This is a genomic window from Bacteroidota bacterium (assembly GCA_016722375.1).
In the GTDB taxonomy this organism is placed as follows: domain Bacteria; phylum Bacteroidota; class Bacteroidia; order Chitinophagales; family LD1; genus Bog-950.
Genome location: JADKJG010000002.1, coordinates 72,692 through 99,676, shown reverse-complemented (window position 1 = coordinate 99,676; position 26,985 = coordinate 72,692). Strand labels below are relative to the sequence as shown.

Below are 26,985 nucleotides of genomic sequence, written 5' to 3'. Positions count from 1 at the left end.
ACAATGGCAAAGAAAGTAGAATCCATCAAGCATAAAGGCGACAAACGCGCCCATATACCTAGCAAGGAAGAAGCAGGGTATGAAGATGCCAACGAAAAAGTAAGCAGTGGTAAAAAGGTTTTGGAATTACCTAAAAACCCTGTAGTGCATCGTGGACAAGACCCTGAATTGTTTTGGCTGAATAAATATGTTAATGACGACCGTGACGATTTGTTACGAGTGGACATACGCAGCCTTTACCGACACGAACACATAGCACCCGAAACGCTAATAAAAAATCTGTATAATGTTACAGAAACCAAAAGCGACCAAATGGATTTGTTTAGTGTAAACGAACTCTTTGGCAATGCACTGGATAAAGATGAAATAGAAAAAGTAAGCGAATACTACCACCACCAAGATGGTTGGACAAACCGACTAATACAAGGTGATAGCCATTTAGTAATGGCAAGTTTACTAGAAAGGGAAGGAATGGCAGGTCAAGTGCAAACCATTTTTTTGACCCGCCTTATGGAATTAAATATGGTAGTAATTGGCAAATAAAATTGAATAACCGAGATGTAAAGGATGGAAGTGATGAAATGCTTTCAGGTGAACCTGAAATGATAAAAGCGTTTCGAGATACTTGGGAAATGGGAATACATTCTTACTTAACTTATTTGCGTGACCGTTTGTTAATAGCTAAAGAACTTTTAACTGAAAGCGGTTCTTGCTTTGTTCAAATTAGCGATGAAAATGTTCATTTAGTTAGAAGTCTAATGGATGAAATATTTGGTAGCGAAAATTTCTTCTCTTTAATAACTTTTAAAAAATCTCTTCCATTAGGTTCTTCAGGTTTAGCTTCTGTAAGTGATTACATTATTTGGTATGCAAAAGATAAGAATAAAGTGAAATATCGCCAACTTTATGACGATAAAAAATTTGGAAAAGGCACAGGTTACACTTGGCTTGAACTAGTAGATGGAACTAGAAGAAAAATGACTAAAGAAGAAAGAGATAATCCTGAATCACTAAAAAATAGTAAGCATTTCTTTCTTGACAATTTAATGTCATCAGGCTACACACAATCTTGTTTCTACGATTTTGAAATTGATAAAAGAGTTTTCAAAGCACAAAAATATAGTTGGAAAACAAACTTTAACGGAATGATGAAATTGGTGCAAAAGAAAAGAATTATGGCACCAGGCAATTTGCCAACATATGTTCGATATTTTGATGATTTTCCTGTGCAAGAAATTCATAATATTTGGGATGATACACACGGTGCATCAGATATACGTTATGTTGTTCAAACATCAAATAAAGTTATTGAGCGATGTATTTTAATGACAACCGACCCAAGCGATTTAGTTCTTGACCCTACTTGTGGAAGTGGAACATCAGCGGTTGTAGCTGAACAATATGGCAGAAGATGGATTACAATTGATACAAGTCGTATCGCTTTAAATATTGCCAAACAGCGTTTGATGACGTCTGTATTTTCATATTATAAACTTTATGACGAACTGAATTCTGACATAAGACAAGGTTTTCAATACAGAACAGTACCACATATAACTTTAGGTTCATTAGCGAATGATGAAAGTGGCAGTGAAGAAACCTTATTTGACCAACCAATTGAAGATAAAAGTAGGCTTCGTGTAAGTGGTCCTTTCACGGTAGAAACTTTACAAAACTTTGAGCCAATCAGCCCCGAAGATTTAGACGATGAAGTAAGAGTAAACGAAGAAGAGGGAGCATTTGAAGAAGTGATAAAACAACACTTACTAAGTGCAGGTATTAAAAACGGAAGAAAAGATGAAATGGTGGTTTTCCGCAGTGTAGAATTATTAAGTCATTCGTATTTACACGCAGAAGGATTTTATATGAATGGTGTAGGCGAAAAGAAAGCCTATTTTCATATCGGGCCAAAGTTTGGCACAGTTAGTAAAACAGCAGTAAACGAAGCCATAAGAGAATGCCGCAGCCGTGGCGATGCAGGTTGGTTAATCATTCTCGGTTTTAGTTTTGAAAGCGATATTGAAGGCGGTTCGCAAACCAAAAGTATGGGAACATTCCAAGTTGATAAAGTCCGCATTCACGATGATTTGTTGCAAGAAGGGTTGAAAAAGAAACCGGCTAAATCAGCCGCCAGTTTTGTAACCATTGGCGAACCTGATATTGACCTGTACATAAAAGGCAAAGAAGCAACCCTTGAAATAAAAGGCTTAGACATTTACGACCCAATTAAAGATGAAGTAAAACCTCGAAATGTTCACGACATTGCATATTGGATGGTGGATGAAGATTATGATGGCAGCAACTTTGTGGTAAAACAAGTTTTCTTCTGCGGTGGTGATAAATCTGAATTTGACAAGTGGAAAAAAGGCTTAGACAACCTTGCCAAAGACAGCACCAAAAAGAAAGTTGAAAAAACCTTGAAAATTGAAATAGACGATGAAGCATTTGACCGTTTGTACGGACACATTTCTCATCCAATCGAAATCAAAAAGAAAGGACAAAAAATTGCGGTGAGAATCATCAGTCAATTTGGAGAAGAATGTACCAAGGTATTAACAGCAAAATAAGCCGATATATTTGTTGGCTCGATTGAAAGCTCCCATCGCTCCCTCAATCTATTGGTCTTCCCCCACCCACAAAAAAACTTCCCCCAAAAGCTAATCGTTTGCCAAGCCAAACTATTAGTTTGGGCAGTGATTCTAATAGTTTGGGAGGTGAAACTATTAGTTTGGGCAGTGATTCTTTTAGTTTGGAACGTCAAACTATTAGTTTGGGCAGTGATTCTAATAGTTTGGAGGTCCAAACGATAAGTTTGGGCAGTGATTCTTTTAGTTTGGAGATGCGAAACTATTAGTTTGGGAGGTCAAACTAATAGTTTGGCTAGTGAAACTTATTAAATCGGGTCTGAACCTATTAGTTTCGGGTTTGGCGGTTTTTGAGTTCGGGCAGAACTTTTCGTCTTCATCCTCCAAACCGAGTTGTGTATATCCCCTCCTTCATATTTTTTGAAGGTTTATTTAATTTGCCAAAACAATAAACCCATGAACACACTGGTTTGTAATCTTTCTTCGAAAAAAATCAATATCTCCGGCGAATCGGTCGCTTTGCGGGCCGCCTATTTTTTGAGTGATATGGCGGTGACCGTCGGCAGCACGCACATAGCTATTCATCTGGCCGAGCATTATAAGCAGGTGAAGGGAGAAAAGAACAAGGTGGAAATGATGCGCAAATTTTACGCCAACCAGAATGATGCAGGCTTTCTGGACATGGAAAAAATCTTCAAGCTCTTGCATGCGGTACGCCAGAAAAAGCATAAGTCAAAGGAAGATATCATTTTTATAAAGCGCGCGGAACGGATGGTGGATGCTTATTATCAGGGCTATGTGGAGTATATGGTTAAAATGTCCTCGCCCGGCGGTTTGAGTTATCTGGCGGGTTTGATGGAGAAGAACAAGTTTGAATTTACGCCCATGGATATACAAAATTCAGAAAACGATAAGAAACCCTACTTTCCGGCCAGCAAATTTTTACAGCGGCAATGGGAGAAGGAGATTCCACCACCGGCTATGTTCTGCCTGACGCAGGAATTTTATACCAAAGATTTTTTGCCCCGCCACCCTATTTTCGCCCCCGGAGAATGGGGCGTGAAGGATGCAGCGAATCCTTATGTAGATCATTGCTTTACGTTTCCGAACCTGAACGGAATGAATACCGAAGAGTTGCTGACGGTTCGCAAAGACACGGAGAAAGTTTCGGGTGATTTCAGAAAAGCCGTAGATGAATGGATAACGTTGGCAGAAAGCGGCGCCAAAGGTGCGGATACGCTGAAGTTTTATCTCGATCAGGTGAAGCCATTAACGGTGTCGCTGCAAAAACATTTTGATGAAAATGATATTGTGCGGGATATAAAAAAATAAATATCCGGGATCGAGTGTGGAAGTGTATCTGGGGGAAGCGCCGATGTGGTTTATCCGAGATTTTTATGAAACGCTGGGCATTTTCACCCCTGAAACCTGGTTGAAGTTGAAGGCGCTGAAAGACACGGAGGACGATGAGCGCAAGCGACGCTATCCTTTTATGTGTATGCGCGGAGTAGTGGGCGAAGCCCCACCGGCGGTCGCAGCGGAAACGCAGGCGGTGAAGAAAACGAAAAAATATATTGACCTCGATTAAGCATGAACCCTAAAGCATCTTTCCAGTATTTGCGCGTCCGGATGAAGGGCGGCGGCAATCAATTGGAGTTGCAAAGTCTGGATGACTTTTATCGCTTGGCAACTTCGCACAAGCCCAGGCATATTTTGCAACTACAGGCCGATGAAGAAGAAATGATTTTTGGATTTCACCAGAGTGGCAGTTTGATAATGCAAACTTCGCAGGGATTTGAAACACTGGAAGATTATCAAAAATCAATGGAAGGTGGATTTCCGGATTCCCGGCATTTTTATGAAGCCCGCGAAAAACATCTTGAAAAATATGAAGATCTGCAAGTGGTTCACGAGGCTGACATTACCGACCTCGCCTTGTATGAAAAAATTAAGAGTCTGGGCTTTGTGAATGGCTACAAGGATTGGACCAAGTTTAAAAAAACAAACCCAAACATACATGGTCCCGACGACTCAGTGAATAACCCTTTAACTCTTTTTCGATGGGCAGAGGAAAAGAGTTTTGAAAATTATGACACACTTAAAACCGCGCTTTTAAACGGGTTCAGCGATGGTCGTCATTATAAGTTGGCGCAAGAAAGAGGCTATAAAAACTTTGCGGATTATGATGCCGGTATGCGGGGTGGATTCAGCAATGAAGATGAATTTAGGATGGGAGTGCGCGAAAAGGTGAACTCGCGAAAAGAACTGCTCGATATTTTTACCCTGAAGCACGTAGGCGATGATAAAACTACGGCCTTTGACCAAAAAGCGCTGTTGGTGGTACTTTCAAGACTGCCGCCCCAAAAAAAGGTGAGCTCCGATAAACTGAAGCAATTGCTGGATAAAGCTTTGAATGAATTTAAGAAGACCGAGTCGGAGCAATTTCCGGAATGGTTTACCACGGTGTTAAACAATAGCCTCGATGTAGAAGATTTTTTGGCAAGCAGCGAAGCGGTTAAAAGGTTTGGAATATATCATGCGGGCGAAAAATGTTTTGAAACAGGAAGGCTGAATCAGCGGATGGTGATAATAAATGCCCGAGATATAACCCAATCAAATAGCGAAGGCGCCCGCAACATTCTGACGATGGTGAATGAATTAAAAAGGCAGGGCTTTCGTGATTTTACGGTCATCGGTGACGGAATGTTTCAGGCCAGCGTTCGCAATCCACAACTGATGGATGAAATAGTCGCTCAGGCCAAATTTTTAAATGTCCATGATAATGTGGATACAGATGTCTTTCTGATTCAGTATGTAAAGGTTAACCTGTGTTTGTTCATCAGCAATAATCTGTTTCCCTTCACCTGGCAAGTTGAACCCTGGCTGATAGATAATTTGGATTACTACCGCATTCGCTATAAGATAGATGGTAAAAAAGTCAGCCTGCCGGATTTGGAGGAGTGAACTATCCTTTGTGAAATTTGATAGCCAACGCAATTTGGTGCATGACTCCTTCTTGCTTTAACCGCAAATAGACAGTAGCCGTTAATAAAGTTGTATTTGACAGAGGGAAGAAAGTTGATTATCTGATGTAAGCAAAACTTACATGAAAAACAGCAACTATTCCATTGAATACAGCGATGATAAAGCCACCGTCTGGGTGGCTTTTCGATGAGGCAACAATTCTCTGAAAAGATAAAACTTCGGCAGTTCATTCAGGCATTACCTATACCGAAGAGCACCAGTAATAACCGATATGGAGTTGAGGACATTGTAGAGAGCTTCCTGCTATCTGTTTGGTTAGGATGTTACAAGTTTTCTCACACTCATGTGTTGCGATTGGACAATACGCTCAAGAAAATATTCGGATGGAAACAAATCCCGAGCGATACCTCTTACAAACGCTTCTTCAAAAAATTTAATCAAGGCATCAATATGGTTCTTTGAGCAGTTGCGGTTTGACAATTATGCGCTTGACTTAGATTCAACAGCTATCCCCCGCTATGGAAAGCGAGAAATAAAAAAGTCCCTCCTTACCAGGGAGGGACCCGTTACTATGGTAAAACCATGGCAACATCCAACAATTCTTCGGTTGGCAGATAACAGTCGGCAGTAAACCCATCTTTTCGGTTAACTGCTAACTGTCAACCACTAACTACTTTTTATCGTCTTCTTTTACTTCTTCATAAGGCACATCGGTCACATTGTCTCCACCTGCGCCATTGGCAGAAGCACTGCTTTCGGCTCCAGAGTTGTCGGCTCCAGGTGTAGCACCTGCTTGTTGAGTAGCGTTATAGATATCCTGCGAAGCAGCCTGCCATGCAGTATTCAACACCTCGGCGGCTTTATCCATCTCGGCTATATCCTTTCCTTCCTTCGCTTTCTTCAAGTCGGCTAAGGCAGTTTCAATCGCTGTCTTTTTATCAGCAGGAATCTTCTCACCTATCTCAGTCATTTGCTTTTCGGTTTGGAAGATGAGCGTGTCTATCATGTTCATCTTCTCTGCCTCTTCGCGCACTTTCTTATCGGCGTCTTCATTGGCTTTGGCTTCGTTCTTCATCTTTTCAATCTCTTCCTTCGACAAGCCGGTAGTGGCTTCGATGCGGATAGATTGTTCCTTGCCGGTTCCTTTGTCCTTGGCATGAACATGTAGAATCCCGTTGCTGTCAATATCAAAGGCTACCTCGACTTGAGGTGTTCCACGCATAGCAGGCGGAATGCCGTCTAAGTGAAAGCGCCCGATAGTACGGTTGTCTTTCGCCATACTTCTTTCGCCTTGCAATACATGGATCTCTACCGAAGGCTGGTTGTCCTGGGCGGTGGTAAACACCTGCGATTTTTTAGTTGGAATGGTCGAGTTGGCGTCAATCAACTTGGTCATGACACCTCCCATGGTTTCCAAACCAAGAGAAAGCGGGGTAACGTCCACCAATACGATATCATCTTTTACTTCACCGCTCATGATTCCACCTTGGATAGCAGCCCTACAGCCACCACCTCATCGGGGTTCACACCCTTAGAAGGCTTTTTGCCGAAGAACTTTTCTACTACTTCCTGAATTTTAGGGATACGGGTAGAGCCACCCACCAAAATCACTTCATTGATTTCCGAAGCGTTCATGCCCGCATCTTTCAAGGCCTGACGGCAAGGCTCCAATGTTCTTTCCACCAACTTGTCGCACAGTTGCTCAAATTTAGCACGGCTCAACTTCTTCACTAAGTGCTTAGGCACTCCGTCAATCGCTGTGATATAAGGCAAGTTAATTTCCGTTTCTTGCGAAGCAGATAACTCAATCTTTGCTTTTTCAGCAGCTTCTTTCAAGCGTTGCAAAGCCATGGGGTCTTTGCGCAGATCCATCCTTTCTTCCTTCTGGAACTCATCAGCCAACCACTGAATAATTTCATGGTCGAAATCGTCCCCTCCTAAGTGCGTATCGCCGTTGGTAGACTTCACTTCAAACACTCCCTCACCCATTTCAAGTATAGAGACATCAAAGGTTCCACCTCCAAGGTCATACACCGCAATGTGCTGATCTTTGTGTTTCTGATCCAAACCATAAGCCAAAGCGGCTGCGGTTGGCTCATTCAAAATCCTTCTTACGGTCAAGCCGGCTATTTCACCTGCTTCTTTCGTTGCTTGACGCTGGCTGTCATTAAAATAAGCCGGAACAGTTATAACAGCTTCGGTCACTGTCTGACCCAAGTAATCTTCAGCGGTTTTCTTCATCTTTTGAAGAATGATAGCCGAAAGTTCCTGAGCGGTGTAAAGTCTGCCGTCAATATCTACACGCACCGTGTCATTATCCCCCTTCACCACCTTATAGGGAACACGAGGAATCTCCTTCCCCGCTTCGCTGAAGTGCAAGCCCATAAAGCGCTTAATCGAAGAGATTGTTTTTGTCGGATTGGTAATCGCCTGACGCTTGGCCGGGTCTCCAACTTTCCTTTCCCCATTAGCTAAAAACGCCACAATAGAAGGAGTAGTTCTTCTACCTTCATCATTCTGGATAACGACCGGGTCGCTTCCTTCCATTACGGAAACACACGAGTTGGTGGTTCCTAAGTCAATACCTATTATTTTTCCCATGATTATTATTTTACTGCTCCCTAGTGCAATCCTTATGCCACAGAGGCATTTTTACTCAGGGGCGGCAAAAATGACATTTTAGTGAATACTTTGCAGCCGAAGACAAGAAAAATTTTGTCAAACGGTCGAAAATAGCCTGACAATTTGTCAGTTACAGAAGTTTCCGTAGTGGTTCTTGAACCGAAGGGGTTTCATAACTTCCTGACAGGCAAGGCTGTCTATACCGGCATCAGACAAGAAAACGCTATCTACTGTTTTGAAGTAGCGGCTCGAAAGAAGACCTACCCCACCATCTACATTTGTATAAGGAGGCAAGGCTTCATTAGAAGTAATACCACCTTGCGCATTGCGGGAAGAGATATATTTGCCCAACTCCGTTCCGCCAACTGCATAAATGAACTGCATGCCCTTTGCCTTATCGTATTCGCGGAACAGGTCATTGTTTGCAGGAAGACGCGACGCTATATACCGGAGAACAATATCAGAATTGAATCTGGATTCATAATATCCTCCTGGGGTATATTCCTGTGGTTGTAATCTCAGGAAGGGTATGTCAATAAAAGTGTCCTTGCTATAATTATTGTCTGAAAGTTTATGTTCTACATAATAAACCCGCACTGTGAAGTCGTAAAGACTTCCATTTTCTGCAAGGTTCCAGCGAATGGCTGGTGAGTTGATGCTGATTAAATTCAGCTTAGTGCCGCGCAGTGGGAGAAACACACTAAAGTCTTTGACCATAGTGGTGGTGGCAAAGATTTCTTTACCGCTTTCATTGTTTTTGATTTCCAGACGGTACGTTCTGGAAGGGTCTAGGTTTCCGTCGAATGTATATAGAATGTTGGGTGATTTGGCAAAAGCACCAGAGTCTTTGGGTAAAGGTGGGTTGAGCGTATCGCCATTCACTCTTTTCAAATCAAAAGTAGCGCCACCATTGGCATCTTTCAATTGAACGGTCAATATATCTCTATAATAAATAGAATCCGGTACGCCGGCAGCTACATAGGCATTACCTTCTATCAGGAATCCCTTTTGGATACGGATAAAATGTCGCGTTTCCTGCCAGTTGAGTAAACCATAGACCACAGGTGTTTCTTCATAATCGGCGGTTACTTTAAAATCTTGTTTGCAGCCTGCCAGCGAAACAATAGCAAAAACATAGAGGATGTAATATCTGAATTTCATAAGTGGGACAAAAGTACCTTTCGGCTCTTAGTTTACAAACAAGATGGGAACTTTAACCTTCGAGAGGTGGACTGTTCACGGCTGGAAATGTGAATAAAAAGAGAATGTGATTTTCTGTGAACCTTGAACGGTCAACTGTGAACATTATTACATTTGCGCTCCTTACAAAACAGATATGGCAACTTCAGGCATGAAACAGGAAACAAGCACTTTAGAAACAGCAAAACAATTAGGGTTATTACCCGAAGAATTTGAAAAGATTAAACAGGTATTAGGCCGCAGCCCTAACTTTAACGAGTTAAGCGTTTACTCGGTGATGTGGAGCGAACATTGCAGTTACAAGAACTCTATCAAGTGGTTAAAGACACTTCCCCGCAAAGGCAAACACCTGCTGGTAGAAGCCGGAGAAGAGAACGCCGGACTGGTTGATTTGGGCGATGGGCTCGCTTGTGCTTTCAAGATAGAATCACACAATCACCCTTCTGCTTTAGAGCCTTATCAAGGCGCGGCAACCGGTGTGGGTGGCATTCACCGCGATATTTTCACGATGGGCGCCCGACCCATCGCTGCGCTTAATTCACTTCGCTTCGGAGATTTAAAAAACGACCGAACCAAGTATCTGCTCAAGGGTGTTGTGAAAGGAATCGGAGCCTATGGCAATTGCTTCGGGGTGCCAACCGTAGCCGGCGAGGTTTATTTCGATCCTATTTATCAAACCAATCCTTTGGTCAACGCGATGAGCGTTGGTATTGTGAAAATCGGAGAAACGGTTTCTGCCACTTCTCACGGTGCCGGCAATCCGGTTTATATCGTTGGTTCTGCTACCGGCAAAGACGGAATTCACGGCGCAGCCTTTGCTTCAAAGGATATTACCGAAGATTCAGTGAATGATTTGCCGTCGGTGCAGGTAGGAGATCCTTTTCAGGAAAAGTTGTTGCTCGAAGCCTCTTTAGAAGTGATCAAGACTGGTGCTATTATAGGTATGCAAGACATGGGTGCGGCGGGTATTACCTGCTCCACCTCTGAGATGAGTGCCAAAGGAAAATCAGGCATGAAGATTTGGTTGGATAAAGTCCCAACGCGCCAAAAGAATATGAAGCCCTGGGAAATTCTTCTTTCCGAATCGCAGGAGCGCATGTTGCTGGTGGTGAAAAAAGGAATGGAAAAGGAAGTAGAAGCTGTGTTTGAAAAATGGGATTTGCATTGCACTCAAATCGGCGAAGTGATTGACGGCGACCGTTTGCAGTATTTTATGAACGACGAACTAGTCGCCGATGTTCCGGCAGAGAGTTTGGTTTTGGGCGGCGGGGCGCCGATCTATGAAAGAGAATATAAAGAACCAGCCTATTTTGCAGAGAATAAGAAATTCAATATTGATTCTGTTGAACTGCCTGACAATCTAAAGAAGGTAGCCGAATTTTTAGTACAGCGCCTCAATATTGCCTCCAAACGCTGGGTCTATGAACAGTACGACTCGATGGTGGGCATTGCCAATACCTCCACCAACCAGCCCAGCGATGCGGCCGTGGTGCGTATTCACGGAAGCAAAAAGCACCTGGCGGTGACGGTGGACTGCAACGCCCGTTATGTATGGGCAGACCCATTGGTAGGTGCACAAATAGCCGTGGCCGAAGCTGCGCGCAACATTGTGTGTAGTGGCGCCGAGCCTTCCGCCATCACCAACTGCCTGAACTTCGGTAACCCTTATATACCAGAAGTGTTCTGGCAGTTTGTCAATGCCATCAAAGGAATGGGCTTGGCCTGCGAAGCATTCGGCACACCGGTGACGGGCGGCAACGTTTCTTTCTATAATCAATCTACCGACGGCGGAGCCGTATTTCCAACACCTACCATTGGCATGCTGGGTGTGATTGAAGATAAAGAAACAATTACTTCGCTTGCTTTCAAAAATAAAGCAGACAAGATCTATGTCATCGGCGAAATGAAAAACGATATTTCTTCATCCGAATATCTTACCGGCTATCACGAAGTAAATTCCTCACCGGCCCCCTATTTCGATTTAGAAACCGAAGTAAAAGTTCAGAATGCAATCAAGGAATTGATTTCCGAAAAAGTGGTAGAATCAGCTCACGACATCTCCGAAGGCGGCTTGTTTGTCACCCTGCTCGAGTCGGCCATGGCGGGCAAGAAAGGTTTTGAAATAGAAACCGACGGCGACCTTCGCAAAGATGCCTTCCTGTTTGGCGAGGCACAGAGCCGCGTAGTGGTTTCTGTAAAGTCGAGCAAAGAAGATTCCTTCTTTGAAATCCTTTCAAAACATGATGTAGAATTTTCAAACATCGGCGAGGTAACCTCTGCCATGATCTTTGTGGACAAAGCCCGTTGGGGCAGCGTCAGTTCTTTTCAAGATCTGTATGATGCAGCGCTGGCTAAGACGCTGGCTGAATAAGACTACCTCAACTCTTTGAGAGTTGGCCAACGCTTTAACCTAATCCCGAATAGCTTCGGGAAACAATTTCATCAAGTCTTTGTTGGAGATAATCCCGTGAACCATTCCGTCTTTCACAACAGGAACCGCCTGAAATTTACCTTCAGCCAAGATACTAAACACCAACTCCAGATTATCATCCGGCTTCACCGTCACCGGATTCAGCGTAATCACATCCGCGATATCGAAATTAGCATCCAGCGATGCCATGTTAAAAGCCGCCCCGTTCCTTAATTTCATTCCTAAATATCTCAACATATCCTTCTGGCTGATGATGCCAATCAACTCGTCACCATTGGTTACCGGAAGGTGGCGGATATTATGTTCAGTAAAAAACTCTATCAGTTGGCTGAATTTGCTGCTCTTACTGGCCACAATCACGTTTTGGGTCATAATACTCGACACCATCATTTTTCTACTCATTGTTTCGGTTTTAATTAAGTGCAAATATATATCATCTAAAGGTCAAAATCATGACTCGGGCCATAAATATCTCTACAGTTCGTCGTAGGCATTTATTTTGAGAAAATCTTTTCTATCAGAATCATCCTTATCATAGCCGCATCCCGAGTTCAACCCTCAGATACGTTCATGTTGTGGTGCACTTCTAAAATTCTAAGACAGTCCACATCCGCAGTTGATAGAGAATGATGGCGGCAGCCGGGCTTTCGCTCCAATCTTTTCTACTCGCTAACTTTATAAGGAAGAAAAGGATTTCCGTTCTATCCCTGCCGCGGCCCTCCCCTCCACACTTTGCCCTACCTATAAACAGGCCACCGCTTCGGGCAACCCATAAAGAGGTCAAAAGACATTTTTCTATACCACATTTGTTTTTCCCTATTGCGAACAAATAACACAAACCACCTCCTGCTTCACACCACGATTTTCTTATCTCAAACATCTATAATTTCCGCAGCAGACTTCTGCACCAGTTTCTTCGCCTTTGGGCTTGACGGGGGGAGCCTAAACCATCGGGTTCTAATTTCCAAACAATCTGCTGATTTCATAAATGGATTATCTAAGGGTGTCAACCATGCCGCCAGATGCTTAAACGGCACAAACGGCTCGCCCATTGGCGCCAATGGCTCAGTCATTCGCGTCCTTGACGCAGCCATTGGTGTCTCTGACTCAGTCATTGGCGCACTTGGCGCAGTCATTGGCGTCCCTGACTCAGCCATTGGCGCCCCTGACTCAGCCATTGGCGCCATTGACACAGCCAATAGCGGCCTTAAAAGCATCAAATGCTCCATTTTTCTGTTAAAATCAATAAATTCTATTCATAACTATTAAAATCAAAAAAAACTTGGCAAAAAAAGAAAGGCCTATGTACCCGTCTAAGAACGGCGACAAAAGCGTCTGGCAACCAACCTCAAATCCAACCGGGCATATATCTGTCTGCGCCCTCGCGAGAAAGTAGCCTGTGGCTACTAAAAGAAAACTTCTACTGGCGCGAGCCTCCACTCGTGTTTTCAAAACAAAAATCTTTAAGAAGCTGTTTGGATTTGAACAACCGAATTTGTTATGAATCTGATGTATCGCACAGAGCCACGGAGCATCACGGAGAACACAGAGGGATTTTCTCCGTGATGCTCCGTGGCTCTGTGCGATACACTTTTTTTATACAGAAATCCAAACAGCCTCTAAGACTTTTGTAGTTTATAAAACTTAAAAGCTCCGTTCCGATAGCTATCGGCGGCGCTTTTTTATTTTCCGCCCTTCAAATCTTGATACGATATGGATACCACAGATCACTTTGCCTTGACGCTGAACCGGCACCGAAAAGCCGATATGATAGCTGCGCTTCATTTTTTTGTCTGGTTCTTGTCGGGCGATAAGGAATTGGCAAAGCTAAACCGGGAGGTGATGCAGGATGCGGCCCGGTTGACAGAGCGTGTAATGATGGCCGGAGATGATGATTATTTCTCGATGGATTTTAATGAGTTTATGAACGTTTATTCAGCGGTTCAATATATGGCGGTACTGATTAAAGAAACTCCGGGCATCTATTATGTAGAAGAAATTTTTGGCAGCGAAAAGGAGGAGGCCTGGAAAGCGAGCCATCGCGACTATTTTCAAACTACTTGTATGTATTTGATTAATGAATGTAATGATAAATTCTCCAATGTTCCCTCATTCGTGATGGAGCGCACCGCGCTTGAAAATCAACTCGCTAAACTTCTGGGTAAATAGGAAGTTTCATCGTCGAAAAGAAAACCTCTATTTTCTGCCCCGCACAGGGCGATGTGGCCTTGATTATGGTCTATTATTTCATACATCATTTTTTCTCCTGTTTTTATGTGCATTATACTGCGGAAGAACCGGTGTAGATTTACCCCACTAAAATTGGAGCATTATGAAAGCGATATTCAGAACGATGATGATGGGATTTTGTTTGATGGCTATTAGCCCTACGATATATTCACAAGGTATTGCCAGCACCGGTGCAGAGGTACCCAAAGTGAATGCAAGGAGCGAAACGCCGCCCAAAGCGCCCGAAGTGAATACCGCCAATCAGCAGGAAGTGACGATTACCATTCGCAACAAAGCGGAGAAACCGGTGGCAATTTTTGCCGGCCCCAAAGAAGGCATCCGCGACCCCAAGGTGCAAACCTTAGGCGGCATGAGCCTCAACAAACTTTATTTGCGCGAAAGCGAGGTAGTTTGCCTGATGGATATGGCCGAAAGAAAACCCACCGCCTGTGCGGTAATCAAAGCGGGAATGACCACCATAGAAGTGAATCCTTCAGGAACGACTCTTCAAAGCAAATAGCACCTACACCGGTCCCTTCTCAGGTTCCGTAAAAATACCACAACTTGCCGGGTGTTTTCGATTGACTTTTCTACTCTGAGCGAAGCGGATTTGCTTTCCTTATCCCATACACAGCTAAAAGATTATCTGCCCGATTGGGAGCGCGGTATCTGGGAGTTTATTGAACAGTGGCAGGATGTTTCTATCGAACATATCAAAGTGTTTACTTCCGGTTCTACCGGTCAACCTTCTTCGGTTACCCATTCCAAAGAAGCGATGCGACAAAGCGCTCAAATGACTTGCCGGGCGCTGCAATTGAAAAAAGGGCGACCGGGCGCTACTTTGTCTTCCGGCCAATAAAATTTCAGGTATGATGATGTTGGTGCGCAGCATGGTGGCAGGCATGAACTTGTTTTGTATGCGTCCTTCCATTCATCCATTGCGCGAATTAGATGAGAAGCTATTGTTTGACTTTGCCGCATTTACTCCTATGCAGTTGGCAGATATAAGTGGGGATAGAACAATATTTAATCAGGCGCAAAATATTCGCCGGGTGATTTTGGGTGGAGAAGAAATACGTTATGGAATTTTGGAAGAGATAAAGAAAATGACGAACGAAGTCTATGCCACCTTCGGCATGACCGAAACCATCAGCCATGTTGCTTTGAAAAGATTAAACGGTACAAAGCCCGACCAGTATTTTAGAACTCTGCCGGGGATAAGCGTTGCGGCAAATGAAATGGATTGTTTGATAGTTCACGCGCCGCAACTCGGTCAGCAAAACTTGCTCACGAAGGATTTGGTAAAGGTTATTTCTGAAACAGAATTTGAGTGGCTGGGAAGAATAGATAACGTGATCAACCGGGGGGGAGTGAAGATTCATCCAGAAAAGATAGAGGCACTATTGGAGCCGTATATTTCTTGCCCCTTCTTTATCGCCGAGATAAATTCAGGTAGCAGCGAAGCGAAGTTGTTATTGATACTGGAAACCACTCAGGTGAAGGAAGAAGAATTGCTGACCATAAGCAAAGCCATACAAGCCTTGGATAAACTGAATCGTCCGCAGCAGATATGGCTGCTTCGCGAATTTAAGAGAACCGAGAATGGAAAAATCAGACGAAGAGAAACGTTGGAATCGGGCAAAGAGGTTCAGCAAATAGCTTTACCGTTCATTTAAGGGAATGAAATCTTTTACAAAAGCCGGACTTACATCTACCTCCGGCAACGGCTGTATATAATGACGCATGGAAGGAGTATCAGGCTGAAAAGAGAGAATCGGCATACCGGGTGCTAACAAACGCAAATAAGACAACTGGTAAGGATCAGTAGCCACCGCAATCTTTTTGAATCCTAACTTCTTTGCCAACTTCTTCCCATACTTTACATTCTGCCAGCTATGCAGTGCTTCGGATTCAACAAAAGTATGTTCCGCAGGAATACCCATAGCTTCTGAAAATATTTTCATCACCTTTCCTTCTGTGTAAGGAGTATGAACCGCCGCACCGGAAAAGATGATGTTGTGCGCCACTCCGCTCTCATATAACTCCTTGGCAAAAAAAAGCCGGGTGGTAAACAGTTCGGGATAACTCTTTGACTCGTATGGATAACCGGGCACTATGATGGCATCATAAGGTGCCTTTTCCATGTATTTAGCGTTGAAGCGGTTTACCACCTTGGTCAATGAATCTTGGCGCGAGGGCGCTAACGATATAGCGATGGCGACCACCACCAAAATAATTAAGGAAACTTTAAAGGGCTTTTTCATAGTTGTGATGAAGTGAAATTAAAATCCTTTTACCGGTTTTCAAATTACCGGTGGAGAATCTTGATCTTTAAAAGGTTTGACTTCTAAAGAGTCCGGACATTCTTTCAAAAGTTGTTCTATGCTTTTATGAAACACCGGATGAATAAAAGCAGGCGCAATTTCAGCGAGTGGCAATAGGGTGAATCTTCTTTCCTGGATATAGGGATGTGGAATGACTAATTCGGTGGTTTCGATAATCTGTGCCTCATAAAAGAGGATGTCAATGTCTATAACTCTAGCTCCCCATTTTTCCGTTGGTTTTCTTCCCACTTGCTTTTCAATTCTTTTCAATTCTATAAGTAAATCAGGCGGTGCCAAAGTGGTGGTGATTTGAATGGCTTTGTTGAGAAAATCCGGCTGGTCTTCTTTTCCCCACGCTGCCGTTTGGTACAGAGCAGATGCTTGGTTGACCAATATCCCGGCTTCTTTGATTAAAGAGATTGCTTTGGCAATGTTTGATTGTCGGTCGCCTTGATTCGATCCTAAAAGAAGATATGCAGTTGCCATTTTAGATAATGTATGGGCGAAAATATTTTATCCTGACAAAATGTATAGCAAGCAAATAACTCATTCTAAATGTTGCGATAAATTCACTCCAATTTCTTTCTATGTTTGTCCATAAGGAGGATTTGTTTTCAATCTTCCGGTCGAAGCCTCTTTTCCAAACCCGAAACTAAATAACCATGTTGCCTCCTCTGCCCGAACGTTTACGACCTAAGAAAATAGATGATTTTGTAGGGCAACAACATTTGATAGGCGAAGGGCGTGTTTTGCGAAAACTGATTGAATCAGGAAATATTCCCTCCATGATTTTATGGGGACCTCCCGGAACTGGAAAAACTTCTTTGGCGCAATTTATGGCCGAGCATATCCATCTTCCGTTCTATCAGCTCAGCGCCATTGATTCAGGAGTAAAAGAAGTAAGAAGAGTGATAGATGAAGCCTCGGCAAACGGAAAGGCAATTCTTTTTATTGATGAAATCCACCGCTTTAATAAAGCACAGCAAGATGCACTGTTAGGAGCAGTAGAACGAGGCATTATTACTTTGATTGGCGCTACCACCGAGAATCCATCTTTTGAAGTCATCAGTGCTTTGTTATCGCGTTGTCAGGTTTATGTTTTACATCATCTGGAAAGGAATGACTTAGAGTATTTGCTAAAACAAGCGGTAGAGAAAGATGAAGTGTTGTCCAAGAGGGAAATCAATCTGAAAGAAACAGAAGCCTTGTTGAAATATTCTGGCGGCGATGCCCGGAAACTGCTGAATGTTCTGGAACTGGTGGTAAATGCGGTGAGTGTGAATCCGGTGGTGATAGATAACGCAACAGTGGAGCAAATGATACAGCAGAAGATGGCAATCTATGATAAAAGCGGCGAGCAGCATTATGATATTATCTCTGCCTTTATCAAATCTATGCGTGGAAGCGACCCGAATGCTGCGCTGTATTATCTGGCACGGATGATTCAGGGAGGAGAAGACCCCAAGTTTATAGCGCGGCGCATGTTAATCTTGGCGAGTGAAGATATTGGCAATGCCAACCCAAATGCCTTGTTATTAGCCACTTCTTGTTTTCAAGCAGTAACGATGATTGGCTATCCCGAATGTGATTTAATCCTTTCTCAAACTGCTATTTATCTGGCCACTTCTCCCAAAAGCAACGCGGCCTATACAGCGATAAAAAAGGCAAAAGCGTTAGTGAATCAAACCGGTGATTTACCGGTTCCTTTGCACATTCGTAATGCGCCTACCAAGTTGATGAAAGACTTGAATTATGGGAAGGACTATCAATACGCCCACGAGTTTCAGGGCAATTTTGTAGAGATGGAGTTGTTGCCTGATAAAATAAAGGGTACTAAAATCTTTGATCCAGGCAATAATGCAAGGGAAAACGAAATAAGAGCCAATCTTAAAAAGTGGTGGAAGGAAAAGTATGGATACTAAAGGCTCGGCAAACGACTTTTGAAATTATTTCGCCGCGGTCACATTTTCTCCCTTGAAACCAATGGCATCTAACCGTGACTTCATTGGGTTTATTTTGCTCAGATAATTTGATTTGTATTTAGAGGGCAAAGGATCTGAATAAGTCAACTTTTGTTTTAGAGGATCTACCTGTGCTCCATCTTTCCAAAAGCGATAACAAACGTGAGGGCCGGTTGCCAGACCGGTGCTGCCCACATAACCAATCACCTCCCCTTGTTTTACCCGGGCACCGGAGCGCACGCCTTTGGCAATTTTACTCATGTGAAGGTATTGTGTCTTAAACTTTCCGTTGTGTCTGATTTTGACGTAGTTGCCATTATATACTTTGAAACAAGCATCTTCAATCACTCCATCCGCAGTGGCGAAAATAGGAGTGCCATAAGGAGCCGCATAGTCAGTTCCTAAATGTGCTTTCCATGCTTTGGTTACCGGATGAAATCTTTTCATCGAAAACTTAGAGGATATTCTGGAGAACTTTACCGGAGCTTTCAGGAACTGCTTTTTCATGCTGTTCCCTTGTTCATCATAATAATCTCCTTCGTGTTGTGAATCGTTTTCATAATAGAAGGCATAGTAATATCCAACCGAGACAGCTTTTCCTCTACACAATCCTCGTCATACAAAATCTTAAACCGGTCTCCTTTTTGAATACGGTAGAAGTCCACCGACCAGGCAAATATTTCGGAAAGACGGACAGCAATCACCGGATTGATGCCACTGCTTTCCAAAGTTTCATACAAAGAAGAATTAATCACCCCGCTCACTTCGCGTTGCTTGCGCTCTACATTATTTTGTCCGCGATAGATGTATAAGGAATCATCCAAGTTAAACACCACATAGTCCACCTTGTTCTCGGCATAGATCATTTTTATGGGGGTCCGGGAACTGTCGTTCTTGTCGTAAAGCACGGTTACTTCGTTTCCAGCTTTAATGTTGCGCAGGTTGAAAATGGATTTTGATTCGCGGGTGATAAAATTAATGACCGTCCCCGTCACGTTATACTGTGACAAAATACCGGCAAATACCTCATTGCGTTTCACCTGGTGTTGCGACACCTCATATTGATTCAGGTCTAAACCAAACTTGATGAGGGGCATTTCAGGCTTTCTGATACACTTTGCCTCGCTACCTGTGGTGCAAATATCGTTCTGGTTATAAAAGTAAGATACAACCAGTGCAGTGATTGTAAAAATACCTGTTAGTAGCAGTAGTTTCTTCTTCATTACTTTAATTAGGCTGTAATAATAAACGAATGAATCTTTCCCAAGGTTACATCCTACCCTATTTTTACAACAATGTTGTAGTCGCGTTTAATGAAATGGACGATTTAGATTTTACCTCGATGACAAGCTGTCAATTCCATCCTGAAAAGAATTTGCCTTCCTGACACGCTGTAAATGCCTTCCTGAAAAGAATTTGCCTCCCTGACACGCTGTCAATGCCTATCCTGAAAAGAATTTGCCTCCCTGACACGCTGTCAATTCCATCCTGAAAAGAATTTGCCTCCTTGCCACGCTGTCAATGCCTATCCTGAAAAGAATTTGCCTCCTGACACGCTGTCAATGCCTATCCTGAAAAGAATTTGCCTCCCTGACACGCTGTCAATGCCATCCTGAAAAGAATTTGCCTCCCTGACACGCTGTCAATGCCTATCCTGAAAAGAATTTGCCCCCCTGACACGCTGTCAATGCCATCCTGAAAAGAATTTGCCTCGATGACATGGTGTCAATGCCATCCTGAAAAGAATTTACCCCACTGACACGCTGTCAATGCCTATCCTGAAAAGAATTTACCCTACTGACACGCTGTCAATGCCATCCATTGAAGATTTTACTCCGATGACAGGCTGTCATAGCGTATCCAATACAGATTTATCTCATTGACTCAAGCCATTAAGTTAAGTCACAGCGCTTTCGGTTTTCAATCTCACCTTAACCGCTCTCCGAATAGGGATAATGGCAGCGCGAAGGATAGAGGCGGCATCCTTTTTCTTTCCAAAAATATTTTAGAGTTAAGAAAAAGATAGAGCCGAAAGCCTGCCCCCTTGCGTTTCAGCAAGGGGACGCGCCCAAATTGTATTTGTGCTTTGGGAAAGATTTTAGAAAGCTGTTGTTGGTTGAAGGCAACAAGAGTTTATCGGTAAGTTTCGGAGTGTGGTCTGGGATTAGTCAACCAGAAAGGTTCCGAAGTGAAGCACTTCGCCTTCTTTCAAATCGAGCAGGCCGAGTTTGTCGAAATCTACATTGTCCCACACTTTGCTTTGAAAGTGGACTACGTTTCCTTTGAAGAGCAATACGTATAGGTCGGGCAGTTCGTCGAAACCGAGGCTGCCTTCGCGCAGGTCTGCGGGATGGAAGTGGATATGGGCCTCGCCGCGTTCGTTGAGTTGGGAACTTCCGAGATAGTCATCATCGGTGAATAAGTCTTTGTCGTATAGACGGACGGTGTATTGGCTACCGGTGAGCGGGGTGTCTTCTCCTTTTTGTATGAACCGGACTTTGACGGTCAGTTCTATTTCGGGATTCCAGTTTCTAAAGGCGTTGAGCAGTCTTTCTTTCATGTTTTATAATTGGCCGTTTTGATGTTTTGTATTAGAGCATGGGGGTATCAATAAAGAGGCGCACGTTGCCTGCCTCGTCTTTGCTGTGTTCTTTCATGGCGTGATAAATTTCTGGCCGGTCGTAGATGACAAAATAAACAAAGGGGTCGTGGATTAAGCTCTTCTTCACTTCGAAGTGAGGATCGGCGGATATGGCATTCATGACGGTGAGTTTGACGTTGTGGTCGTTCAGGTATCGGTAAGCGGCACCTTTTGCCAGTTGTCTGGTTGCGTCGTTACCTTCGACTAATAAAGTGGGATAAAGCAATTTATCTGTGAGGTGCAGGGCATCAATCACTTTAAAGATGCCTTTGGGGTTTTGAAGTTTGAGGTGCAGATAGTCGCCCCAGTTGATGAAGAAACCGGCTGCGGCAAAGTTTCCTTTGGCATCGGGCATCATGTATATCCGACTGGTGGGTGATGAAGAAAGGATGCGGTCGGTCATGGCGAAGAATTTTTCTTCGGAATGAATTTGGTTGAAAAGAAGCGGACCGCGCAGGTCTTTAATCATGGAGTAATATTCGCGAAGCGCATCGCGGTCGGTGGAAATATCAATCATCTTTTTTGCAGCGCTGCCGCTGCCGTAAAGCAAATTGACATGGGTATTGTTTCGCATGGTAACGATGTCGGCAAATTTGCCGTGGCGCTCTACATTCATTCTTACCGCGTCGTTAATGGCCTGATTTTCTCTGCCCATGGATGAATAGGCAAAGTGGATATCGTTGAGGTCGGTTAAATCATGCAATACATTGAAGAGCGTAGTAAAGATTCGTTTGCGGCGATAAATCGCTTCGCCATTTACTTCGCGCTCGCTGAGGCGAAGGATGTTGTAATAATAACCGGGGTGAATTTGTCCGGTAGCATCTTTGAAATCAATCAAATTGACATGGATGTATCCCAGCATGTTATAATCTCCCTTACTTTCTTCCCCGGTGCCGGGTTGAGGATGAAGGACAACCACGACAATGGCATCGTCAAAAAAATGCTGAACAGAATCAGGAAATTTGTGGAAGTAGCTTTGAAAGGTCAGTTTGCCTTCTCCCTTTTCGTTCACGTGCTTTTCGGGAACGGATACTACCTCGCGACATTCGCTGTAGAAGTATTCTGCATCATCGCGCAAATTAAATTGCGTCAGTACGGATGAAATTTCTTTGAGCAAACCCATCGGGAAAGCCAGCATAATCAGTTCATCTTCAAAGGTATCTTCGCAATCAATCTCTCGTTTAATAAATTTGAGTTGGGAAGGGTTGGAGCTATCTTTTCCTTCTATGTAATAGTAGGATCGTTTTTTCAACTTCATGTCAGCATATTATAAGGAGAGGCAAAAGGCCGCGAGGGTTCAATGTTTTTGGTATTGATGATTCAGCAATCCTAATTCGCTGCCTATCTTTCTGAATTTGTCAATAATGAAATCCAGATGTTCATTTTCATGAGAGGCCATATAGCTGGTGCGCAGCATTTGCATGCCCGGCGGAGTAGCAGGAGAAATAAAGGCATTCACAAAAACACCTTCGTCATAAAGCATTTTCCAAATGATGAAAGTCTTTTCATCGTCGCCGATAATAACCGGAACAATAGCCGATTCGCCTTCTACCACGTTAAACCCGGAATCCTTCAAAGCCACTCGTACCCGATCAGCGTTTCTCCTTACCTTCTCTGACAATTCAGGTTGAACCATCAAGATATCAAGTGCTGCATTTGCAGCAGCTACCGATGCAGGTGTTGGTGAAGCAGAAAATATCAGGGCGGGCGATTTATGTTTCAAATAGTTAATCACTCGTTCAGGGCCTACCACAAAACCACCCAGCGAAGCCAGTGTTTTGCTAAAGGTGCAGACAATCAGGTCAATATCTTTCTGTACGTTGAAGTGCGCGGGCGTTCCCAGTCCACCCGGGCCCATCACACCAAAGCCGTGAGCGTCATCTACCAAAACAATGGCGTTATATGTTTTAGCCAAAGCCGAAACTTCGTCGAGTTTGGCAATTGTTCCCAGAGCACTAAAAACCCCATCGGTTACAATAAGTTTATTCGCTTCGAGGGGAATACTTTTAAGTCTTTTCTCTAAGTCCTTCATATCGTTGTGCTTATAACGATATACGTGCGCATGAGAAGCAGAAGCCAACATATTACCAGCAACTATACTGGCGTGGTTGTCGCGATCGCTCAAGATAAAATCTCCTTTGCCGATGAGCGGCAAAATAACTCCTTGCCCCGCTTGATAACCCGTGCTGAACAATAAGGCGGCTTCCTTGCCCATAAATTTGGCAATCTTCCGTTCTAATTCTTCGTGTAAATCAATGGTTCCGGTAAGAAAGCGGGAACCAGAACAACTGGTGCCATATTTCTTAATGGCCTCGATGGCAGCAGCTTCTACGTTAGGATGAGTGGTCAAGCCCAGATAGTTGTTACTTCCGGCCATCACCATTTTCCGTCCCTCCATTCGTACCACGGGACCTTCACTCTCCTGAATAGGTCTGAAGTAAGGATAATTTCCTTTCTCCTTGACTATTTCCGTACGATTATATTCATAACACTTGTCAAAAAGTCCCATCCGCAAAATAATGTTTGTTGTTCAATTTTAACATACCTACTCAAATGTTCCGCAACAAAGATGGAATTTTTAGGAGAAAATGAAATTCTATGTTCTATGGCCTGTGGATAATCTGCCCATATCTGATTTATAGAATAGACACTATCTTGATTATAGCACTTGATCTATAGAAATTATTCTTTTTTCGCCTGCCATAAGTTTTCTTTCTTAATCACATGCTCAAAATAGGTTTACTTAGCGATACGCATGGCTTTCTTGATACTAAAATCAAGGAGGTCTTTAAGGATGTAGATGAAATATGGCATGCCGGAGACATTGGAACGACTGAGTTGGCAGATGAGCTAAAACAATTCAAACCGTTTTTCGCTGTATATGGAAATATTGACGGAAAGGAATTGAGGATGGATTTCCCCCTACATCTTGAAATGGAAAAAGAGGGATTGAAAATTCTCCTGATTCATATCGGTGGATATCCGGGTAATTATGAACCGAAAGCACGAAAGAAAATCGAGGAATTGAAACCGGATATATTCATCTGTGGACATTCACATATTTTGAAAGTAATGCGCGACCAGCAACATCACAATATGCTCATGATGAATCCCGGCGCAGCCGGCTCGCATGGCTTTCATAAAATAAAGACGGTACTGCGTTTCAATTTGGATAATGGAAAAATTAAAGACCTCGAAGCCATTGAATTGGGAAAGCGAGGTGAAATCATATAATATTGCCTCCCGATGGAAATAGCCCTTCACCAGGATTTACTAATAAAAGTTCTAAACATTAAGAAACGCTTTCTCGGCATGTATAAAGTCGCGAATGCCGGTCATGTAGGCTGTTCATTAAGCATAGCTGAAATAGTAACTTTCGTGCGCTTTGCTTGGATGAAAGAAGACGATGAAATCATTTTATCCAAAGGGCACGCCGCTGCTACAATATACTCTATGCTAGCGGAAGAGGGAATTCTCAGCGAAGCGGACATTCAAACCTTCTACAAGAATGACACTTATCTTGCTGCCCACCCACCGGTGAATAAATTAAAAAGAATTCCTTTCGCTACCGGTAGTCTTGGACATGGCTTATCGCTGGCCGCAGGTTTAGGGCTAGCACAGCGATTGAAAAAGAAGGATAAAATGATTTTCTGTATTATTTCTGATGGAGAACTAAACGAAGGTTCTACCTGGGAGGCCATGCTTTTCATTGCCCACCATTTGCTTACAAATGTCATACTGCTGATTGATAGAAACCGATTGCAAGGAATTGGAAGAACAGAAGATGTGATGAAGATGGAGCCGCTTGACAAAAAATTAGAAGCCTTTGGATTTAATGTACTCCTTGCCGATGGTCATGATTTCACTTCTCTGGAACAAGCCAAACTTGAAACCCAACACTCAAAACTTCCAACTGCCATAATCTGCAATACTACCAAAGGAAAGGGATGGAAACAGTTTGAAGACAAAGTAGATTGCCATTATCTACCGATGAAAGAAGATCAATATCAGGCAATTATGAAAGAGGTTCAGCTTCAATATGATTTACGGATTGACGGATTGACAGAATTACAGAATTAGTTCTTATGCGTGTAGAATTTGCCCAATCCATGATCACCCTTTTTGACAAACACCCCGAAATGGTATTTGTCACCGGGGACTTAGGCTATATGGCTTTAGAGAAAGTACAAGAGAAGTTCGGCGAGAAATTCATTAACGCTGGAGTGGCCGAGCAAAATATGGTGACCGTATCTGCGGCACTGGCCCACGAAGGTTTTATTCCCTGGGTTTACAGCATTTCTCCTTTTGTTACCATCCGTCCTTATGAACAGATTCGCAATGATGTCTGCCTGCACAACCTACCGGTGAAACTGGTGGGCAATGGCGGTGGATATGGTTACGGCATTATGGGGGCTACCCATCATAACATTGAAGACATTGGTGCCATGCGCATTCTCCCCAACATGCGCGTTTACGTTCCCTTCACAGCCGATGATGTGGCACAGTCTGTTGCAATGATGCAGGATGATCCTCATCCCAACTATCTTCGTCTGAATGTTGGCGCAAAAATTCCTACACCGGTAGCTCCCTTTGCTACCTGGAGAAAAATTAAAGACGGAACAAAAGGCGTGGTAGTAGGAACCGGGCCGGTAGTTGAAAACATCTATCACCTCGATGCGGCAAAAGATTTAGAGATATGGGTACTTAGTATTTTCCCCATCACAGAATTACCCAACGACCTAATTCATTCCGTCAACCAATCAAAAAAAATCATCACCATCGAAGAACATAACGGCGAATGTGGTTTGAGAGAAACCCTCTCCTATCAGCTCATGAATCACTTAACTTCTCCGATAAAGATTCTTTCTCTTTCAGCACATGGCTATCCTTCCGGAAAATATGGAGACCAAAAATGGCATCAGGCAGAAAATAATCTAGGAGGGCCGGGACTAAAGCAAGAGGTAGAACATTTTTTAGTGACGCCATAAATCAATTTGCAGATTTACAGAAATAATAAAAACAACAATTGGCGAATCGGTCAATCTGTAATTCTGCAAATAACTAATCGTTAAACCTCATGAAGTATTTCGCTGACAAAACCAATCGTCTTTACATCGTCATGAGTGCTTTCTTCATCGCCAACGCGATGGTGGCCGAATTCATGGGCGTTAAAATCTTTTCAGTCGAAGACACGCTCGGCTTTCAAAAGCCGGTCTTCGACTTATTTGGCTTTCATTTCGACGGCATCAGCCAAACCTGCGGCGTCCTTCTCTGGCCCCTTGTTTTCATCATGACAGACATCATCAACGAATACTTCGGCGTGCGCGGGGTGCGCTTCATTTCTTGGATTGCCGCCATCATGATTGCCTATGCCTATGTCGCCCTCTTTGCTGCCATGCACACCGCGCCAGCCGGCTGGTGGCTAAGCAGCTCCAACTATGGTAAAGAACTTGATTTTGGCAAAGCCTACAACGCCGTTTTTGGTCAGGGTGCCAACATCATTATCGGCTCGCTCGTTGCCTTTATGATTGGCCAATTAGTGGACGTAGGCATTTTCCATTGGGTGAAAAAGAAAACCGGCGATCGCATGGTTTGGTTGCGCTCTACCGGTTCCACCGTCATCTCCCAACTCATTGATAGCTTCCTCGTCCTCTTTATCGCCTTCTACCTGCTCAAACACGGGCAACAAGGACAATGGTCGCTCCACATGATTTTCGCCGTCGGCATCGTCAACTATCTATATAAAGTCACTGCGGCTATTGTCCTCACACCGGCCATTTACCTCGGCCACCGCCTCATAGATAATTACCTCGGCCATGAACTTTCTCACCGGCTCAAACATCAGGCGGAAGAAGGCGCTATTGAAATTAAATAAGCCTCTATCAACATAACCTTATCAATACCTCCGGGTCCGCCCCGCCTCAAAACCCAACTATGCATGAGCCTTTTAAACGCCTACTATATTAATTTGCGTTAATTGGATATATAATATTGAGAATAAGGTCTA

At 43.5% G+C, this 26,985-nt stretch carries 26 protein-coding genes and 1 pseudogene; 17 read left to right on the top strand and 10 right to left on the bottom strand.

The window, feature by feature from the left end; translation table 11 throughout:
• Positions 1–3 precede the first annotated feature (3 nt).
• The 6 genes from IPP77_02360 to IPP77_02335 all read left to right on the top strand — a co-directional run bounded on the left by IPP77_02360 (position 4) and on the right by IPP77_02335 (position 6,032).
• Positions 4–543: a hypothetical protein gene (locus IPP77_02360; protein ID MBL0308557.1), complete on the top strand. Its 540-nt coding sequence runs from the start codon at positions 4–6 to the stop codon at positions 541–543.
• A complete protein-coding gene (locus tag IPP77_02355; protein MBL0308556.1) occupies positions 516–2,567 on the top strand; it encodes a site-specific DNA-methyltransferase in 2,052 nt (683 codons plus the stop codon). Before IPP77_02360 ends, IPP77_02355 begins: the two co-directional genes overlap by 28 nt.
• 474 nt (positions 2,568–3,041) lie before the next feature.
• Complete coding sequence (locus IPP77_02350) at positions 3,042–3,917, top strand: hypothetical protein (GenBank protein MBL0308555.1); 876 nt, start codon at positions 3,042–3,044, stop codon at positions 3,915–3,917.
• Positions 3,918–3,933: 16 nt separating this feature from the next.
• Complete coding sequence (locus IPP77_02345; GenBank protein MBL0308554.1) at positions 3,934–4,173, top strand: hypothetical protein; 240 nt, start codon at positions 3,934–3,936, stop codon at positions 4,171–4,173.
• A 2-nt stretch (positions 4,174–4,175) separates the two neighbouring features.
• Positions 4,176–5,549, top strand: coding sequence for a hypothetical protein (locus IPP77_02340; protein ID MBL0308553.1), 1,374 nt, complete (start codon positions 4,176–4,178; stop codon positions 5,547–5,549).
• 207 nt (positions 5,550–5,756) lie between these two features.
• The gene (locus tag IPP77_02335) at positions 5,757–6,032 is read left to right on the top strand and encodes a hypothetical protein (GenBank protein MBL0308552.1); all 276 of its coding nucleotides are present in this window, start codon (positions 5,757–5,759) and stop codon (positions 6,030–6,032) included.
• Between the two features lie 208 nt (positions 6,033–6,240).
• On the opposite strand, the pseudogene dnaK reads toward IPP77_02335, so the two are convergent.
• Positions 6,241–8,171: pseudogene (gene dnaK / locus IPP77_02330) on the bottom strand (molecular chaperone DnaK).
• A 147-nt stretch (positions 8,172–8,318) separates the two neighbouring features.
• Positions 8,319–9,353, bottom strand: a complete 1,035-nt coding sequence (locus IPP77_02325; protein ID MBL0308551.1) for a DUF4249 family protein — start codon at positions 9,351–9,353, stop codon at positions 8,319–8,321.
• Between the two features lie 190 nt (positions 9,354–9,543).
• Here IPP77_02325 and purL point away from each other — a divergent pair, with 190 nt between their 5' ends.
• On the top strand, positions 9,544–11,763 hold the full coding sequence (purL, locus tag IPP77_02320; protein MBL0308550.1) for a phosphoribosylformylglycinamidine synthase subunit PurL: 2,220 nt from the start codon (positions 9,544–9,546) through the stop codon (positions 11,761–11,763).
• Between the two features lie 39 nt (positions 11,764–11,802).
• Here the strand turns inward: purL and IPP77_02315 are convergent, their stop codons facing one another.
• On the bottom strand, positions 11,803–12,225 hold the full coding sequence (locus tag IPP77_02315; GenBank protein ID MBL0308549.1) for a CBS domain-containing protein: 423 nt from the start codon (positions 12,223–12,225) through the stop codon (positions 11,803–11,805).
• Between the two features lie 417 nt (positions 12,226–12,642).
• Between IPP77_02315 and IPP77_02310 the strand changes: the two genes are divergently transcribed.
• The 5 genes from IPP77_02310 (at position 12,643) to IPP77_02290 (ending at position 15,728) form a co-directional block, all read left to right on the top strand.
• Positions 12,643–13,092: a hypothetical protein gene (locus IPP77_02310; protein ID MBL0308548.1), complete on the top strand. Its 450-nt coding sequence runs from the start codon at positions 12,643–12,645 to the stop codon at positions 13,090–13,092.
• A 444-nt stretch (positions 13,093–13,536) separates the two neighbouring features.
• Entirely contained in the window at positions 13,537–13,992 is a 456-nt protein-coding gene (locus IPP77_02305) for a hypothetical protein (protein ID MBL0308547.1), read from the top strand.
• A gap of 163 nt (positions 13,993–14,155) precedes the next feature.
• Positions 14,156–14,572: a hypothetical protein gene (locus tag IPP77_02300; protein MBL0308546.1), complete on the top strand. Its 417-nt coding sequence runs from the start codon at positions 14,156–14,158 to the stop codon at positions 14,570–14,572.
• A 51-nt stretch (positions 14,573–14,623) separates the two neighbouring features.
• Complete coding sequence (locus IPP77_02295; GenBank protein MBL0308545.1) at positions 14,624–14,911, top strand: hypothetical protein; 288 nt, start codon at positions 14,624–14,626, stop codon at positions 14,909–14,911.
• A 10-nt stretch (positions 14,912–14,921) separates the two neighbouring features.
• Positions 14,922–15,728 (top strand): hypothetical protein, encoded by an 807-nt coding sequence (locus IPP77_02290; GenBank protein ID MBL0308544.1) that lies wholly within the window; start codon positions 14,922–14,924, stop codon positions 15,726–15,728.
• Here IPP77_02290 and IPP77_02285 read toward each other — a convergent pair.
• Positions 15,714–16,316 (bottom strand): YdcF family protein, encoded by a 603-nt coding sequence (locus IPP77_02285; GenBank protein ID MBL0308543.1) that lies wholly within the window; start codon positions 16,314–16,316, stop codon positions 15,714–15,716. The genes IPP77_02290 and IPP77_02285 overlap by 15 nt on opposite strands.
• 39 nt (positions 16,317–16,355) lie before the next feature.
• Positions 16,356–16,862, bottom strand: a complete 507-nt coding sequence (gene folK, locus IPP77_02280) for a 2-amino-4-hydroxy-6-hydroxymethyldihydropteridine diphosphokinase (protein MBL0308542.1) — start codon at positions 16,860–16,862, stop codon at positions 16,356–16,358.
• A 176-nt stretch (positions 16,863–17,038) separates the two neighbouring features.
• Between folK and IPP77_02275 the strand changes: the two genes are divergently transcribed.
• On the top strand, positions 17,039–18,298 hold the full coding sequence (locus IPP77_02275) for a replication-associated recombination protein A (protein MBL0308541.1): 1,260 nt from the start codon (positions 17,039–17,041) through the stop codon (positions 18,296–18,298).
• 24 nt (positions 18,299–18,322) lie between these two features.
• Here IPP77_02275 and IPP77_02270 read toward each other — a convergent pair whose 3' ends face one another.
• From IPP77_02270 to IPP77_02250, 5 genes are all read right to left on the bottom strand, one after another.
• The gene (locus IPP77_02270) at positions 18,323–18,844 is read right to left on the bottom strand and encodes a M23 family metallopeptidase (protein MBL0308540.1); all 522 of its coding nucleotides are present in this window, start codon (positions 18,842–18,844) and stop codon (positions 18,323–18,325) included.
• Positions 18,841–19,560 (bottom strand): hypothetical protein, encoded by a 720-nt coding sequence (locus IPP77_02265; GenBank protein MBL0308539.1) that lies wholly within the window; start codon positions 19,558–19,560, stop codon positions 18,841–18,843. Before IPP77_02265 ends, IPP77_02270 begins: the two co-directional genes overlap by 4 nt.
• Before the next feature lie 941 nt (positions 19,561–20,501).
• The gene (locus IPP77_02260; GenBank protein MBL0308538.1) at positions 20,502–20,897 is read right to left on the bottom strand and encodes a hypothetical protein; all 396 of its coding nucleotides are present in this window, start codon (positions 20,895–20,897) and stop codon (positions 20,502–20,504) included.
• A 31-nt stretch (positions 20,898–20,928) separates the two neighbouring features.
• On the bottom strand, positions 20,929–22,236 hold the full coding sequence (locus tag IPP77_02255) for a hypothetical protein (GenBank protein ID MBL0308537.1): 1,308 nt from the start codon (positions 22,234–22,236) through the stop codon (positions 20,929–20,931).
• Positions 22,237–22,275: 39 nt separating this feature from the next.
• Positions 22,276–23,487: an aminotransferase class I/II-fold pyridoxal phosphate-dependent enzyme gene (locus tag IPP77_02250; protein MBL0308536.1), complete on the bottom strand. Its 1,212-nt coding sequence runs from the start codon at positions 23,485–23,487 to the stop codon at positions 22,276–22,278.
• A gap of 215 nt (positions 23,488–23,702) precedes the next feature.
• Between IPP77_02250 and IPP77_02245 the strand changes: the two genes are divergently transcribed.
• The 4 genes from IPP77_02245 (at position 23,703) to IPP77_02230 (ending at position 26,853) form a co-directional block, all read left to right on the top strand.
• Complete coding sequence (locus IPP77_02245; GenBank protein MBL0308535.1) at positions 23,703–24,212, top strand: metallophosphoesterase family protein; 510 nt, start codon at positions 23,703–23,705, stop codon at positions 24,210–24,212.
• Between the two features lie 12 nt (positions 24,213–24,224).
• Positions 24,225–25,058 carry a transketolase gene (locus IPP77_02240; protein MBL0308534.1) on the top strand — a complete coding sequence of 278 codons (834 nt, stop codon included), beginning with the start codon at positions 24,225–24,227 and terminating at the stop codon, positions 25,056–25,058.
• Positions 25,059–25,063: 5 nt separating this feature from the next.
• Positions 25,064–25,966: a transketolase gene (locus IPP77_02235; protein MBL0308533.1), complete on the top strand. Its 903-nt coding sequence runs from the start codon at positions 25,064–25,066 to the stop codon at positions 25,964–25,966.
• A gap of 89 nt (positions 25,967–26,055) precedes the next feature.
• The gene (locus IPP77_02230; protein ID MBL0308532.1) at positions 26,056–26,853 is read left to right on the top strand and encodes a queuosine precursor transporter; all 798 of its coding nucleotides are present in this window, start codon (positions 26,056–26,058) and stop codon (positions 26,851–26,853) included.
• Positions 26,854–26,985: the final 132 nt, after the last annotated feature.

Bases quoted from the DNA above. Each gene is read 5' to 3' on its own strand.
- IPP77_02360 (MBL0308557.1), top strand. From the start codon at position 4: ATGGCAAAGAAAGTAGAATCCATCAAGCATAAAGGCGACAAACGCGCC.
- IPP77_02350 (MBL0308555.1), top strand. From the start codon at position 3,042: ATGAACACACTGGTTTGTAATCTTTCTTCGAAAAAAATCAATATCTCC.
- IPP77_02340 (MBL0308553.1), top strand. From the start codon at position 4,176: ATGAACCCTAAAGCATCTTTCCAGTATTTGCGCGTCCGGATGAAGGGC.
- IPP77_02335 (MBL0308552.1), top strand. From the start codon at position 5,757: ATGAGGCAACAATTCTCTGAAAAGATAAAACTTCGGCAGTTCATTCAG.
- IPP77_02325 (MBL0308551.1), bottom strand. From the start codon at position 9,353: ATGAAATTCAGATATTACATCCTCTATGTTTTTGCTATTGTTTCGCTG.
- purL (MBL0308550.1), top strand. From the start codon at position 9,544: ATGAAACAGGAAACAAGCACTTTAGAAACAGCAAAACAATTAGGGTTA.
- IPP77_02315 (MBL0308549.1), bottom strand. From the start codon at position 12,225: ATGAGTAGAAAAATGATGGTGTCGAGTATTATGACCCAAAACGTGATT.
- IPP77_02305 (MBL0308547.1), top strand. From the start codon at position 13,537: ATGGATACCACAGATCACTTTGCCTTGACGCTGAACCGGCACCGAAAA.
- IPP77_02300 (MBL0308546.1), top strand. From the start codon at position 14,156: ATGAAAGCGATATTCAGAACGATGATGATGGGATTTTGTTTGATGGCT.
- IPP77_02290 (MBL0308544.1), top strand. From the start codon at position 14,922: ATGATGATGTTGGTGCGCAGCATGGTGGCAGGCATGAACTTGTTTTGT.
- IPP77_02285 (MBL0308543.1), bottom strand. From the start codon at position 16,316: ATGAAAAAGCCCTTTAAAGTTTCCTTAATTATTTTGGTGGTGGTCGCC.
- folK (MBL0308542.1), bottom strand. From the start codon at position 16,862: ATGGCAACTGCATATCTTCTTTTAGGATCGAATCAAGGCGACCGACAA.
- IPP77_02275 (MBL0308541.1), top strand. From the start codon at position 17,039: ATGTTGCCTCCTCTGCCCGAACGTTTACGACCTAAGAAAATAGATGAT.
- IPP77_02270 (MBL0308540.1), bottom strand. From the start codon at position 18,844: ATGAAAAAGCAGTTCCTGAAAGCTCCGGTAAAGTTCTCCAGAATATCC.
- IPP77_02265 (MBL0308539.1), bottom strand. From the start codon at position 19,560: ATGAAGAAGAAACTACTGCTACTAACAGGTATTTTTACAATCACTGCA.
- IPP77_02260 (MBL0308538.1), bottom strand. From the start codon at position 20,897: ATGAAAGAAAGACTGCTCAACGCCTTTAGAAACTGGAATCCCGAAATA.
- IPP77_02255 (MBL0308537.1), bottom strand. From the start codon at position 22,236: ATGAAGTTGAAAAAACGATCCTACTATTACATAGAAGGAAAAGATAGC.
- IPP77_02250 (MBL0308536.1), bottom strand. From the start codon at position 23,487: ATGGGACTTTTTGACAAGTGTTATGAATATAATCGTACGGAAATAGTC.
- IPP77_02245 (MBL0308535.1), top strand. From the start codon at position 23,703: ATGCTCAAAATAGGTTTACTTAGCGATACGCATGGCTTTCTTGATACT.
- IPP77_02240 (MBL0308534.1), top strand. From the start codon at position 24,225: ATGGAAATAGCCCTTCACCAGGATTTACTAATAAAAGTTCTAAACATT.
- IPP77_02235 (MBL0308533.1), top strand. From the start codon at position 25,064: ATGCGTGTAGAATTTGCCCAATCCATGATCACCCTTTTTGACAAACAC.
- IPP77_02230 (MBL0308532.1), top strand. From the start codon at position 26,056: ATGAAGTATTTCGCTGACAAAACCAATCGTCTTTACATCGTCATGAGT.